The organism is Novosphingobium sp. MD-1 (genome assembly GCF_001014975.1).
Lineage (GTDB): Bacteria > Pseudomonadota > Alphaproteobacteria > Sphingomonadales > Sphingomonadaceae > Novosphingobium.
In genome coordinates this window covers 145,865-160,296 of the sequence record NZ_BBXA01000027.1, presented here as the reverse complement: position 1 = coordinate 160,296, position 14,432 = coordinate 145,865, and the positions used below count along the sequence as shown (strand labels likewise).

Below are 14,432 nucleotides of genomic sequence, written 5' to 3'. Positions count from 1 at the left end.
AGGACATGCCGATGCTCTTGAGCACCTTGGCCGTTCTCGCCGCAGGGCTACAGCCGGCCAGCGCCATCAGTCCCGCCAAGGCCGCGGACCTTTGTCTCGACAGCCGCATGCGCAAGGTGGCCGCCGATCTGGTCGGCGCGTGGTCGCAGAACTATCCCTTCGCCCGCGTCATCATCGGCAGCGATGGGCAGTATGGCGATCTGGGCGTGCCACACCCCGCCGTGACGGGGGCAAACTTTGTCGTGTGCGCGGCGTCGTACAACCTGATCAAGGTCGGCCGCGACGGCCGGGCCTACAGCGTCACGATGGATCGCTTCTACTTCCGCATCACCGGCACGGGCGAAGGCTATCAGGTCAGCCTCGAGGATCTCCCGGACTCGCTCGAGGGCACCGGCATGACCAGCCGCGAATTGATCGGGCGCTTCAAGATCAATGGCAGGCCCTACGCCGACATCCTGGCGGAGAACCAGCGGCGCATCGAAGGCAAAAGGCAGTGATGCCGGGCAACGGGTGTGATGCCAACGCGCAAAGCTGCGCCCTTGTCCCCCATGGCGCACGAACGCAGGAGAAAGAGCGATGCCATATGCTATCCTTGCCTTGTTGATCGCAAGCATCGCCAGCATACAGATGCATAGTCCGGACACCGCACGATTGACCCTAATCTTGGCCATACCTCTTCTACTGGCCCGATGGGCGCGCGAAGGTCTCCTTGGACCGGACTTGCACGCCATGGTCACAAGCCCCCCGGCATGGAAGATTTTGGCTGTTGCCGTTTTCATCATCGCCATCGAAGTGCTCGTGGATGGCCTTGCCTTGCCCCCGATGGTATCGCGCCACGTGCGTTCGGTGATGGGGCCGGTCAGCTGCGGCATCATCATCCTTGCTGGCGAAGTCGCGTATCATCGATACCGGCAAAGAAACATCGCGTCAGGCAAAGCTCAAAGCAACGGCGACACCTGGGAGATGTGACTGCTACTTCGCTCTCCAACAACAAAACCCTCCCCGGTAACCCAGGGAGGGTCTTGTGAATACAGAAGCCTCTGTATCAGTGCTCCAACAAGGAATTTCCCCTTCGGGATGATCCTTCACAGTGAAGCTCTGTTACCGTGGCTTCCCTACCGATTTGCCGCAATCACGATTGCCGATTGACCTTGCCGGGTCAAGGCGCTTCTTTCGAAAGAAAGGGGAAAGTAATGAACGGCCTCGTGTTTGGTATCGATCTGGGCATTGCATCTTGTGGGTGGGCCGCGCTGCGCCATCCCACCTCCGGTGATTCATCCGGCGAGATTGTCGCCATGGGATCATGGATGTTCGATGTTCCCGAAACCGACAAGGAACGGACGCCCACCAACCAGGTCAGACGCGGCAACCGCCTGCTGCGCCGGGTCATCCGTCGTCGCGCGCAGCGGATGGCAGAAATCCGCCGCCTGTTTACCCAGCGCGGATTGCTGGCTGGCAACGAACCGGATGCTCTGAAGCGCGCCGGACTTGATCCGTGGGAACTGCGCGCGCGAGGGCTGGACAAGCCACTTTCCCCCGCCGAATTCGCCGTTGCCCTGGGGCACATCGCCAAGCGACGTGGGTTCAAATCGGCCAGAAAGGGCAAGGAGGCGAATACCGCCGGCGACGATCAGAAGATGCTCAGGGCGCTGGAGGCGACCCGCGAGCGGCTCGGCCGCTATCGAACCGTTGGCGAGATGTTTGGCCGCGATGCAGATTTCCGTGATCGCAAGCGCAATCGCGATGGACTGTTTGACCGCACCCAAAGCCGTGATGATCTGATCCATGAGGTCGGAAAGTTGTTCGAAGCGCAGCGTCGCTTGGGCAATGATACGGCTTCAACCGCCCTTGAAGCTGAGTTCACTGCCATCGCTTTTCGCCAGTTGGAAATGCAGGACAGCGAAAAGCTGGTCGGCATGTGCCAGTTCGAGCCCAAGGAGAAGCGCGCCGCCAGATTTGCCCCGTCTTTCGAAAAGTTCCGCCTGCTCGGCAAGCTGGTGAACTTGCGCATTACTACGCCGGAGGGTGAGCGCCCGCTCACGCCTGAGGAGGTCAGACTGGCGACGGGCGATCTGGGCAAAACGGCCAAGCTCTCTGTCAAGGAGGTGCGCAAGCGGATCGGGTTGCCAGCGGATCAGCGATTCACCGCATTCAAGCCGGAGGAAGAAGCGCAAGACATCGCAGCGCGCACCGGCGAGGCGATGCACGGTACCAGGAAGCTGCGCGACGCGCTTGGCGAAGTGCTCTGGGTGGAATTACAGGACAAGCCGGAGCAGCTTGACCAGATCGCTCATATCATCAGCTTTCACGAAACGGCTGACAAGATTGGCGAGGAATTGCGCAAGCTCGGCCTTCGCGCCGCAGCGGTGGACGCGCTGCTGGAAGACCTTGCTGCATTTTCGCGGTTCAAGGGGGCGGGTCATATCTCCGCAAAGGCGGCGCGCGCACTGATCCCGCACCTCGAAGCGGGGCTGCGTTACGATCAGGCTTGCGAGGCCGTCGGATATGACCATGCGGCGTCCCGCTGGTCGAAGCGCGAGCAGGTAGCGGACAAGGCGGGGTTCAATGCGCTGGTCAAATCGATGGGCGACGAAATAGCCAATCCCGTCGCGCGAAAATCCCTCACTGAAGGGCTGAAGCAGCTTTGGGCGATGCGCAATCGCTGGGGTTTGCCCGATGCTGTGCACATCGAGATAGCGCGCGATGTCGGCAACAGCCTTGAAAAGCGCAACGAGATCAAGCGCGGCATCGACAAGAATACGGCAGAGCGCGAACGCCAGCGCGATGAAGTCCGCGAGCTGCTGGGCATTGAGGACGTGAACGGCGATACGTTGCTGCGTTACCGTCTATGGAAGGAACAGGCCGGGCGCTGCCCATACACGGACAAAGCGATTCCAGCGACGGCGATCATTGCAACCGACAACAGCCATCAGGTCGACCATATCCTTCCATGGTCGCGGTTCGGGGATGACAGCTACTCCAACAAGGTGCTCTGCACTGCGCGGGCAAATCAGGAGAAGAAGGGGCAAACACCCTTCGAATGGATCATGTCATCGCAAGGCGAGGATGCCTGGAATACCTTTCTAGCCCGGATCGAAGGGAACACCGCGTTCCGGGGCGCGAAGAAGCGCAACTACGTCCTCAAGAACGCGAAGGAGGCGGAAGAACGCTTCCGCACACGCAACCTGAATGACACTCGTTATGCATCGCGCCTGCTCGCCGAAGCAGTGAAGCTTTTCTACCCGGAAGGTGACCGGCAGGAAAAAGGCGGCAACCGCCGAGTGTTCACGCGGCCGGGCGGGCTGACCTCAGCCCTGCGCCATGCGTGGGGCGTCGAGTCCCTGAAAAAGGTTGACGGCAAGCGCGTCGAGGATGCCCGCCACCACGCTCTCGATGCACTCGTCGTTGCTGCGATCGGAGAATGGGAAGTGCAGCGGCTCACCCGGTCCTATCAGGAATGGGAACAGAAAGGCCTTGCCCGCCCGCTACGCCAGGTTGATCCGCCATGGGGCGATGCCGCCAGCTTCCGCCGGGAGGTCAAGGAAGCATATGACAGTGTTTTTGTCGCAAGGCCGGAACGGAGACGTGCGCGCGGCGAGGGTCACGCCGCAACCATCCGCCAAGTTAAGGAGCGCGATGGCGCGCTTATCGTCTATGAACGGAAGGCTGTGATCGACCTTGGCATGGAAAAGGGTAAGTTTTCCAAGGCCAAGGCTTTGAAGCAACTTTCAATGCTGAAGGATCGTGAACGCAACCTCGCGGTCGCAGAGGCAATCGAAAACTGGATCGAAAGGGGGCGTCCCGTGGAAAATCCTCCACTTGGGCTACCCGTTTCGAAAGAGCCCGACGCACCACGTCACCCCATTCTAAAGGTCCGCCTCGCTACAGAGAAGAAGCCAGCCGTGGGCGTTCGCGGTGGCGTCGCTGACCGAGGGGAATTTGTTCGAATCGATGTGTTCACCTTGCCAAACAAGAAGGGAGAGGACGAATTCTACCTAGTGCCGATTTACCCACATGAGGTTCATAGCAAGACTCCTCCGGCAGCCTTCATGACGACGGACGGCCAAGAGAAGTCTCTTACTTCCGATCATATCTTCAAGATGAGCATTTATAATCGAAGCTATGTTGAGATCGAGAAGCGGGACGGTCGGGTGGTTGCTGGATACGTGGTGTCGTTTGATCGATCTGTGGCAGCTCTGAAGATCTATGAGCACCATACACTCAAGCCAGTTGAAAAGAGCTCGGGTGTAAAGACCCTAAAAAGATTTTCGAAATATAATGTGGATCGCTTCGGCGTGCGTTCCGAAGTGAAATCCGAGGTCCGCACATGGCATGGCGTGGTCTGCACATCTCCAATCCCGCCAGACTGACGCATCGCAGCCGTCAGATCGTTGTCGATCCTGAAGATAGCGATGAGGTGCTCACCTTCCCGGTCGAAGACATCGCCTGGATAATTCTCGATACTCCGCAAGTCTCCGTAAGCGGCTCCCTGCTAAGCGCCTTGGCGGAAAACGGTGTTGCGATGGTGGTGCCAGACGCGAAACACCATCCGGCTGGAATGCTCATGTCATTCCACCAGCATCATGCGCAAGCCGCCATCGCCCACGCTCAGATCGGGATGAGCCAGCCGCTGAAAAAGCGGCTGTGGCAAAAGCTCGTTTCCGCCAAGATTGAAAACCAAGCCGCCGTCCTGCGCGGAATTGGAAGTGATCATGCAACCGCTCTGTCCGCCATGGCGGGACGGGTTGGCTCGGGCGATCCTGACAACCTGGAGGCCCAGGCTGCCCGTGCCTATTGGCAGCGCCTTTTCGAAGGATTCCGGCGCCATGACGAAGACCGGCGAAATGGCCTGCTGAATTACGGATATGCTGTGGTCCGCGCCGCTCTTGCACGGTCCTGCGCTGCATCCGGCTTGCTTCCCGCCTTCGGCATTCATCACAGATCCAGAACAAACCCATTCAATCTTGTCGATGATCTCATTGAACCATTCCGACCGGTCGTCGATCGAATGGCCCGTGCACGGGTAACCGCCGAAGAACGCGACGAGATGGACGTCGAGGATCGCCGCCATATGGCGGGCATCCTGAGCGAGAACACCTCGATCGGCGAAGAGCGCTTGACGATTCTTGCAGCAACAGAGGCGGTCGCCGCCAGCCTGGTCAGATCGATCGAAGCCGGCAACGCCACACCGCTAAACACACCGGCGCTTCCGCTGGCCCGGCGCAACTAAGCATGGAGGCCGACGAGGTACGCTTCATGTGGTTGATGGTATTCTTCGACCTGCCGGTGAAAACAAAACCGCAGAGACGGCGAGCCAGCCAATTTCGCCAGTTCCTCAAGAAGGACGGCTACATGATGCTGCAACTTTCGGTTTACGCGAGGGTCTGCCGGGGGCAAGATGCTGTGGATAAGCATATCCGCCGGGTGCGAAGCAGCCTGCCCAAGGAAGGCAGCGTGAGGACGCTCCAGGTTACGGACAAGCAGTATGGCAGAATGGAATTGATGTTAGGGACCGCGGCAAAAACTGAACAAGTCGGGCCATCCCAGATGGTTCTGCTGTGATTTCGGTGGAGTATTTCCACGAAAATCACAGCAGAACCAATCCGTTACCGTCGAGCAGTCCTACCATGGGCAAATCGGTAGGGAAACCACGGCGTGGCCGGTGCGGTGGTGGCATCGTTCGACGTCCTACCATGGGCAAATCGGTAGGGAAACCACGGCCCAGCGGTTCGCCGCCTTCGCCCGCCAGCCGTCCTACCATGGGCAAATCGGTAGGGAAACCACGGCATGCCGATGGAACAGTGCGACACGAGGTGGGTCCTACCATGGGCAAATCGGTAGGGAAACCACGGCTGCCGGCGAGGTTATGGCAGAACAGTGCGAGTCCTACCATGGGCAAATCGGTAGGGAAACCACGGCTTCGATTTAAGTATGCGGCTGGCGGGTATGGTCCTACCATGGGCAAATCGGTAGGGAAACCACGGCTTAACCCTTGCGATAGCGAGCGGCGCTTAGGTCCTACCATGGGCAAATCGGTAGGGAAACCACGGCCGTGGTACGCGCGCTGCGCGGCGAGGCGGTGTCCTACCATGGGCAAATCGGTAGGGAAACCACGGCAATATCCGACGCTCTATGCCGTGATTGAGAGTCCTACCATGGGCAAATCGGTAGGGAAACCACGGCAGCCCGAGCTGGCCAAGGACGATCTGTTCAGTCCTACCATGGGCAAATCGGTAGGGAAACCACGGCGATCAGCCGCGCGGCGTTGACGAACAGCGCGTCCTACCATGGGCAAATCGGTAGGGAAACCACGGCCCCGTTGCTGATGTTCAGCCGGTCGAGATGCGTCCTACCATGGGCAAATCGGTAGGGAAACCACGGCCCCGTTGCTGATGTTCAGCCGGTCGAGATGCGTCCTACCATGGGCAAATCGGTAGGGAAACCACGGCTCTTAACAGTATCCATGATATCGAAGATTTGTCCTACCATGGGCAAATCGGTAGGGAAACCACGGCGCACCGCAAGCGCGTTGCATGGCGACCGGGTCCTACCATGGGCAAATCGGTAGGGAAACCACGGCCGATCTGGCCGCTGGCGTGCAGCGTGCCTTGTCCTACCATGGGCAAATCGGTAGGGAAACCACGGCAGTTCCGCGCCAAGCCGGTTGATCGCGATCGTCCTACCATGGGCAAATCGGTAGGGAAACCACGGCGGAAAACGAGCGGCTGACCAAGGAGCGGGAGTCCTACCATGGGCAAATCGGTAGGGAAACCACGGCTGGAAGCGTTCGCTGATCGACGTGCGGCTGGTCCTACCATGGGCAAATCGGTAGGGAAACCACGGCGGCCGGCGTCATCGATGTAGTCCGCGCCGAGTCCTACCATGGGCAAATCGGTAGGGAAACCACGGCCGCCAAGGCGGCCGAGGCCAATGCACAGGCGTCCTACCATGGGCAAATCGGTAGGGAAACCACGGCCGCCTACACGGTCCATCCAATCCCGAAGATGTCCTACCATGGGCAAATCGGTAGGGAAACCACGGCCTGCGCGCAGGCCATGCTGGACACCCGGCGGTCCTACCATGGGCAAATCGGTAGGGAAACCACGGCGCAGAAGATGCAGTCCTGCGACTTGTCGTTGTCCTACCATGGGCAAATCGGTAGGGAAACCACGGCGGTTTGGGTGGGGCGCTAGCGCGAGCTGGGGTCCTACCATGGGCAAATCGGTAGGGAAACCACGGCAACGTTCGTGGGCATCCGGAACCGGGTGCCGTCCTACCATGGGCAAATCGGTAGGGAAACCACGGCGCGCATTCGCCCCGGCCGGAACAACGACAAGTCCTACCATGGGCAAATCGGTAGGGAAACCACGGCTCCGGGGCACCCAGCGGTGCGACGGTCCGCGTCCTACCATGGGCAAATCGGTAGGGAAACCACGGCCGTGCCGCCGGTGCTGGTGTCGATCGCGGAGTCCTACCATGGGCAAATCGGTAGGGAAACCACGGCCACCACCGGGGGCCGTAAGTCTGCCATCCTGTCCTACCATGGGCAAATCGGTAGGGAAACCACGGCGCACCATAAGCGCACACACCTGCGTCTCATGTCCTACCATGGGCAAATCGGTAAGGGAAACCACGGCATCATCGAGAGCGACAAGAAGCACAACAACGTCCTACCATGAACCAAGAGCATACCATCATCCGGGGCTCACTCATTGCGCCTGTTCAACACGCTGAATTGCGGAACGGCTAACCCCGAATGCCTTGGCGAGTTCGCCAAGCGATGCCCCCTCTTTGCGCCGCCTGCGGACCGCTTGCTGCTGCTCAACCGTCAAAGCGCTAGGACGACCCAGTTTCTTCCCTTGCGCCTTCGCGCGCGACAAGCCCGCTTGGGTTCGTTCGACCAAGAGGTCACGCTCGAACTCAGCCACAGCGGCGATCACCGCCATGGTCATTTTGCCGGCGGGGCTCGTCAGGTCCACGCCGCCCAATGCCAAGCAGTGAACGCGGACACGCATTTCAGCGAGCTTCTCGACCGTGGCGCGAACATCCATCGCATTGCGCCCCAGACGATCGAGCTTGGTCACGACCAACACGTCATGCCAGTCGAGCCGAACGATTAGCTTGCGAAAGCCCTCCCGCTCCATGGCTGGTGTCGAGCCCGAAACCGTTTCAGCGACGATGTGTCTCGGCTCGAGTTGGAAACCCGCAGCCTGAATTTCGAGAACCTGGTTTTCGTGGGTTTGTTCAACCGTGCTGACACGGCAATATGCAAATACGCGCGACATGACACACCTGTATTGAAAATGTGTCTCGAATTATGTATTGTATCGAAATTAGGAGCAAGCTACTTTTCGAAACGGCGCACTTCCCTGTATTGAAAATGCTCGTTTTCAATACATGAATTCACGCCCTTGATGGCTCACCGCTTCGATTCAATGGCAACTGCTGCGGTCATTCCGAAACGGCGGATTTGGAAACGCAGAAGGCCACAATCTGCCTTTCGTGCTGGCGCAGGCCTAAGTCAGTTTGTGACCAATTGCTGCCTCAATCCTCGCTCGCGCGGATGCACTGAGTCTGCGTATCCCGAACATGCGAGCGATCTCAACGGGATCATCGCAACCCGTCGCGCGTAGTTCAATGAGAGCAACATCCTCTATCTGCCTGATGTGATCCTCGCTGGCGGGGAACCGGGCGGTCACCCCCATGGCCAGCGCCTTCACGCTGTTCCATATGAATGCCTCGCGACCACCGTCCGACGCCACGTGATGTTGCTGGCGCGCAAGGTGCATCACCCTGTTGTGAATCCGGCTCCCGGAGCGCTGGAAGCCATGAGCTCTGGCAATCCGGTTCACCAGTTGGCTTTCGGCGATGGGGCCTTCGGCTTCAACAACTCGAGCGACCAGCTTGCGCAAGGTCGGATAGTAGCTGGGCTCATAGAAGGTGGCAGCGTCGATAAGGCTGGTCAGTTCACCGAAATCGGTAAACCTGAATACCCCGGGTTCCGAGCCTGATGCCGACGGAAACGCCATGGGCAGGAGGTCGTCGACCGTAGCCTGCTTCGCGTAAACAACGGCTTCCTCGTCTTGAGTGAAGTCATCGCGCGCATCTCCTGCCGCGTCTTCGGACTCCGCATCTTCCTGAGCCGCTTCCGTTTCGGCGGCCTCGGCTCTGGCCTTGCGGTCTTCTTCCAGTGCATGAAGCAGGGCCTGATGCAGCTGATCCGCGGCCCGCTCGCGGTTGAACCACCACTCGGTCGACCAGATGCGCAGCAGCTTCCAGCCCAATCCTTCCAGGATGGCCGCGCGCACCTTGTCACGATCACGGGCCGTCGCGGCACTATGGTAAGCCGCGCCATCGCATTCGACGCCGACCAGGAAATCACCCGGCCAGTCGGGATGGACGATGCCGAGATCGATGCGGAACTTCGAGACGCCCACTTGTGGAACCACCTGCCAGCCCCGTCGCTGCAGATCTTGGCCCACCGCTTCCTCGAAAGGCGAGTCATAACCGCCCTGTGATCCCCGGTCAGCCGACGCGATAGCGTCCTTGCCGCGATGGGCGAACTCGACGAACGCCTTGAGATCGCGCACGCCGTCGGCATTGGTGCGGGTCAGATCGATCATGCCGGGGTCGAACGAGGTGAACACCTGCATCTCGCGCCGCGCCCGGGTGACCGCCACGTTGAGCCGCCGCCAGCCGCCGTTGGGGTTCAGTTTGCCGAAGTTCATCGACATGGTCTTCCCGCCGGGTTCGGTGGGGCCGAAGCTGACGCCCAGCAGGATGACATCACGCTCGTCGCCCTGCGCGGTCTCCAGATTGCGGACGCACACCGGTTCCAGAGTGGCATCCGGATTGAAGTGTTTCTCGATGGCCGGATATCTGCTTCGGGCCTTGTCGAGCAGGTCTTCCACCAGCTTCATCTGCTGGATGTTCATGGTGATGATGCCAAGGCTCAGCTTTTTTCCCCGCTCGTCGACAAAGGCGGGATCGCGCAGCAGGCGCACGGCCTCGTCGACGATCGCCTGGGCCTCGACTCCATTGGTGCGCTCCTTGCCCTTGGCGAAAACGCCGTCGACGCGGCGCCACTTGACGGCACTCGGCCTAGTGTCGGGGGCGGGGAAAGTGACCAGACGGTTCTCGTAATAGCGGACGTTGGAAAAGGTGATCAGGCTCTCGTGCCGGCTGCGATAGTGCCAGTCGAGGTTGATCTGGGGCACCCCGGCGCCAAGGCACTCGTCGAGGATGCTCTCCATGTCCTCCTCGGTATCGTCGTCATCGCTAACCGAGTTGCCCTGCCGCTCGAAATTGTTGCTGGGCGGCATCTGACGCGGATCGCCGGCGATGATGACCTGCTTGCCTCGCGCCATGGCGCCAATGGCGTCCCAGGGGGTAATCTGCGACGCCTCGTCGAAGATCACGATGTCGAACAACGCCTGATCCGGCGGCAGATATTGCGCGATCGACAGAGGGCTCATCAGCATGCACGGGGCAAGGCGCGTGAACGCGTCGCCCATGTCGCTCGCCAACTGCCGGATCGGCTTGCTTGGGCGCTGAAGCTGAAGCTGGTGGCGCAGGACGCCATAGCCGCTGTTCTTGCCGACACCCTCCTTGTCCGGGATCGACCCGCAGATCTTTGCCCGGATATACTGCGAAGCCAGTTCGCTCATGCGGTCATCGATGTCGCGGAAGCGTTCTATGCGGTCGGCATGCTCGCCCGGCATGAAGTTCCGCAGCAGGGGTTCCGCGTCCATGCGATGGAACGCGAACCATCTGGCATAGCCGGTCTCGAACTCGCGCACAGCGTCGGCAACCGCGAAGTCCTCGTTTTCGAGTCCCTCCACCAGTGGCGACAGGTCGAGCCGGATCGCTTCCTCGACGACACGTTGCCAGTTCGCCCAGTCCCGCAAGCGCCGCTCTTGCGCGACAACTACAGAGGCGCGGGCACGAAGCTCCGCCAGACCTGCTTCGCTTTCCGCACGGCTCAGGCGGTCGAACGCTTCCACAGCCTCGGCCATCTCGGCCGTTGCCCGATCAAGGCGTTTCGCCGCTCGATCAATGGCGCCGTCAGGTCCAAGAAGTTCATTGGCGTCCACGACCAAGCGGGCCACAGCGCCCCGCAGGGCTATCAGATCATCTGCCCCGTAGGCCTCGGCGGCAAGCGAATGGCGAAGTTGTTCGCCCCGCTGGATCGCGACCTCGACATCCTCCCTCTTGGTGGCCAGTCCGTGCCATCCGGGTACCGCCGCGGCCTTTCCGGCCAGCGCCTCGATCCGTTCCAGCAGATCATGCATTGCGGTCAGATGTGGCAGGTCGCTTTCCGGATCGACCTTGCCAGTCGCGCCGCCAGCCTGGGCAAGGCCCCGCGCCACCTTGCGCTTCGCCAGCGCCGAGAGGAACCAGAACTTCGTGCCAGCCTGCGTCCAGGCCTCCCGCAGTCCCTCGAGATCGAGCCGCCTCGCCACCTCGGAAGCATAGCTGGCGCTCAGCGCGCGCTCCTCCGCGAGGTATGCCTCGACGAAATCGATTCCCTTTCGAGCCGCCTCGACCTTCTCGGCCATGTCGGGACTGAACGCGAAACGCAGATCGTGCCCGTGCGCGGCCAAGCACGCATTGGCCAGCACCATCAGCCGTTTGCCATCCTGCCGGCTGTCTCCATTAGTCGGAAGCTGACTGGCTTTTGCCAGCCCCGCCACCGCCTCCTCGAAATCGTCGAGGACGGCCGGCAGCGCGCGGGCGGACGCGACGATCTGTTCCTGCCAGCCGTTGGTCCAATCGGCATGGGTTACGCCATCCAGTTCGACCGGAAGGTCGCTCACGGCCTGATAGGCAATGCCCAGACGCCGCGCGACATCGCGCATCGCATCCATGTCCGCTTTCGAATGGCGGGCTGTGGGCGGGAAGTTGAATTTAGGCGTGTATTCCTTGCCGTCGCGGACGACGCGGCCGATCGCCTGATGGATGGTGTAGCCGTTGTAGTCCTGCCGGTGGAGCAGGGCGACGGTTTCGTTCAGTTGGTCCCTAAGCGATTTCGCCTGACCCGCGCGCATGTCCCAAACGGCCGCCGACATTTCATCGCGAGTATCCCAAGCTGTGCCGAGCTGCCTCAGGACAGCCGATTTGGTGGCCTTGGCGGAGTGCAGTTCGAGGCAGAATGGCGCCAGCCCCTTGTCCGTCAGGCGCCGGTGGACGACATCCAGCGCCGCCTTCTTTTCCGCAACGAACAGAACGCGCCGGCCAAGTGCCAGATTGTGTGCGATCATGTTGGCGATGGTCTGCGACTTGCCGGTGCCCGGAGGTCCGTCCAGCACGAAATTATGGCCGCGCGCCGAGGCGATCACGGCCCGTATCTGGGAGCTGTCGGCCGGCAGAGGGGTGAACAGCTCGGCCGGCGTGATATCCCGGTCCAGATCCTCGACACGCGGCAATCCGCCCTGATCGAGATTCACCGCGCCATCCCGATCTATGAGATGCCGTACCAACGGACTTTCGCGCAGCAGTGCCTCGCGATCCACGAGGTCTTTCCACATGAGGTATTTGGCGAAGGAGAAGGTTCCCAGCGCCACGTCCTCTACGACCTCGAAGCCCGGCATTTCCTTGACCGCATGGCGCACGGAGCGCCAAATCCGGGCGACATCGATGCCGGAGTGATCGCGCGGAAGCTCCCCCTCGAGTTCGGGAATGGTCAGCTCGAAATCCTGCCGGAGCAACTCCAGCAGAGTGAGGTTGAATCTGGGTTCATCCTCGTGCTGGACCATTACCACGCCGGAAAGGGCGCTTTTGCGTTCCAGCTTGACCGGCAAGAGAATCAACGGTGCCCTGTAGACCTTCGTTTCCTTGTCTGACTTCTTCCATTTGAGGAAGCCGATCGCGAGGAAAAGCGTGTTGGCGCCGCCCTCCTCAATATCGGAATTGGCCTTGCGGTAGAGGTCGACAAGCTGGCCATCCAGCTTGTCCCTAGGGATGAGCGCCAGCACCTCATTCCGGTCCAGCGCCTCCGCCGCGACCTCCCGCCGTAGGCTGGAGGTATTTTGCTGATTGTAGAGTTCCTCGTCGCGGTCGCCGGTATCGAGATCGGGCATGGGACGGATGCGGACCTTCTTGCCTGCGGCGAGCAGGTCTTCCAGCCTGCCGCAATCAGGGCAAAAGAGACGCACAGCTTTTGCAGTATCGGAGAGATGCAGAAGCCGGTTCGCAGTCGTCAGGTTAAGCAGTTTGCGTTGCCATTGGCGCACCCGGCCGCCGGGCGTGACAACCTCCTCCACGACGTCAGAGTCAAATGACGGAAGGGAGGGAGCTTCTTCGACCGCTTCCGCCACCGATATGGCCCGCTCCGTCGGTTCCTTCGGCGTTAGGGCAACGCCCAGCGGCCGGATTTTCTGCATCCGGGCGCGGCGGACATCGACCGCCATCTCGAATTCTTCATCTAACCTTTCGTTGAGCTTCCCGTGGCCAGCGGCGATAGCCTGTGAGAAACTGGGCGGGTGATCCTGGGTGATGAGCGTCGTTTCGAAGACGATAAGTTCATCGAGGTCGAACCGCCGTCTAATTGCCGCCGCTTCATCAATGATGAGCGAGCTGAACTCGGTCGGCTGAAGCCACACGCCGACGAAGGCGTGGCCCTTGGTGAGGATCACCAGGGGATTAAGGCTTGCCTGCTCCAGAGCGGCAGCGAAAAGCAGGGTCGTGTCGAGGCAGGTGGCCATCCGGCCGTCCAGAATCTGGGACGGCGTTCTGATCTTCTGCCCGCTGCGTTCGAAGCTGGCTGGCGGCAGGGCATAGGACAGCCGAAGTCCCGCCACCGCCGACCATATCGCGGCGGCTAGCTGCCACACCCGGGTCCGCTCCCGACTTTGATACCCATCGATCGTATCGGGTTTGCCGGTTCGCCGCAGGCAGTCGGACGCTGCTTTGAGAATTTGGTCAACAGCGGGATCATTCGGCATGACGAACGCCGGGATTAGGTCGGCCATTTCACCCACGCCGCCCCACTCGTTATGAGCAAGAAGTTCCAACGGCTGGCGGGCCGATGCAAGTTCATGATCGGCGGAGTCCAGCAGTGTAAGAATCACGGAGGCAGTCATCGCCTCGGTAAGCCCCGACAGCAGGGTGCCGTTGAGATGGACGTCGCGATCTGAAATGACGATCTCATCCAGCGCGGAAACTCGATCGATGCGCCAGGTCTTTTCGGCCAGAAAAGGTGGGTCCGCGCGCAAGATCACGCGGCATCCGTCAACTGGCCTGTCGCCCCCGTTGCGGATGATGAGATCCCGGATGACTGGCGCCGAGTTCTGATGCGAGGCAAAGCCGACTTTGCCGGAAATGGTTGCCTCGATCGATAACGTCATTTCTTACCCCTTCGTTCTACTGGTCATTCGAATGAAGGCGTAAGTAAAGGGCTATCAGCATCGCGAAATGACCTCGTTACAGCCGCT

7 protein-coding genes and 1 CRISPR repeat array are annotated in these 14,432 nt (G+C 60.5%); of the genes, 5 read left to right on the top strand and 2 right to left on the bottom strand.

The genetic code is table 11. From position 1 onward, the window contains the following. The first annotated feature begins 11 nt into the window (after positions 1–11). The 5 genes from NMD1_RS10535 to cas2 all read left to right on the top strand — a co-directional run bounded on the left by NMD1_RS10535 (position 12) and on the right by cas2 (position 5,562). Positions 12–497, top strand: coding sequence for a hypothetical protein (locus tag NMD1_RS10535; RefSeq protein WP_125954712.1), 486 nt, complete (start codon positions 12–14; stop codon positions 495–497). A gap of 79 nt (positions 498–576) precedes the next feature. Then, complete coding sequence (locus tag NMD1_RS10530) at positions 577–969, top strand: hypothetical protein (RefSeq protein ID WP_125954711.1); 393 nt, start codon at positions 577–579, stop codon at positions 967–969. 224 nt (positions 970–1,193) lie between these two features. Then, positions 1,194–4,370 carry a type II CRISPR RNA-guided endonuclease Cas9 gene (gene cas9 / locus NMD1_RS10525; RefSeq protein ID WP_125954710.1) on the top strand — a complete coding sequence of 1,059 codons (3,177 nt, stop codon included), beginning with the start codon at positions 1,194–1,196 and terminating at the stop codon, positions 4,368–4,370. Next, on the top strand, positions 4,328–5,230 hold the full coding sequence (gene cas1 / locus NMD1_RS10520; protein WP_125954709.1) for a type II CRISPR-associated endonuclease Cas1: 903 nt from the start codon (positions 4,328–4,330) through the stop codon (positions 5,228–5,230). Before cas9 ends, cas1 begins: the two co-directional genes overlap by 43 nt. A gap of 2 nt (positions 5,231–5,232) precedes the next feature. Beyond that, the gene (gene cas2 / locus NMD1_RS10515; protein ID WP_125954708.1) at positions 5,233–5,562 is read left to right on the top strand and encodes a CRISPR-associated endonuclease Cas2; all 330 of its coding nucleotides are present in this window, start codon (positions 5,233–5,235) and stop codon (positions 5,560–5,562) included. 57 nt (positions 5,563–5,619) lie between these two features. Further along, positions 5,620–7,703: a CRISPR direct-repeat array (repeat unit 36 nt; unit sequence GTCCTACCATGGGCAAATCGGTAGGGAAACCACGGC). A 6-nt stretch (positions 7,704–7,709) separates the two neighbouring features. Here cas2 and NMD1_RS10510 read toward each other — a convergent pair. Both NMD1_RS10510 and NMD1_RS10505 read right to left on the bottom strand, forming a co-directional pair. Then, the gene (locus NMD1_RS10510; protein ID WP_125954707.1) at positions 7,710–8,285 is read right to left on the bottom strand and encodes a recombinase family protein; all 576 of its coding nucleotides are present in this window, start codon (positions 8,283–8,285) and stop codon (positions 7,710–7,712) included. Positions 8,286–8,516: 231 nt separating this feature from the next. Continuing rightward, positions 8,517–14,345, bottom strand: coding sequence for a DUF3320 domain-containing protein (locus tag NMD1_RS10505; protein WP_125954706.1), 5,829 nt, complete (start codon positions 14,343–14,345; stop codon positions 8,517–8,519). Positions 14,346–14,432: the final 87 nt, after the last annotated feature.

Coding starts and splice junctions, on each gene's coding strand:
- NMD1_RS10535 (WP_125954712.1), top strand. CDS start 12: ATGCTCTTGAGCACCTTGGCCGTTCTCGCCGCAGGGCTACAGCCGGCC.
- NMD1_RS10530 (WP_125954711.1), top strand. CDS start 577: ATGCCATATGCTATCCTTGCCTTGTTGATCGCAAGCATCGCCAGCATA.
- cas9 (WP_125954710.1), top strand. CDS start 1,194: ATGAACGGCCTCGTGTTTGGTATCGATCTGGGCATTGCATCTTGTGGG.
- cas1 (WP_125954709.1), top strand. CDS start 4,328: ATGGCATGGCGTGGTCTGCACATCTCCAATCCCGCCAGACTGACGCAT.
- cas2 (WP_125954708.1), top strand. CDS start 5,233: ATGGAGGCCGACGAGGTACGCTTCATGTGGTTGATGGTATTCTTCGAC.
- NMD1_RS10510 (WP_125954707.1), bottom strand. CDS start 8,285: ATGTCGCGCGTATTTGCATATTGCCGTGTCAGCACGGTTGAACAAACC.
- NMD1_RS10505 (WP_125954706.1), bottom strand. CDS start 14,345: ATGACGTTATCGATCGAGGCAACCATTTCCGGCAAAGTCGGCTTTGCC.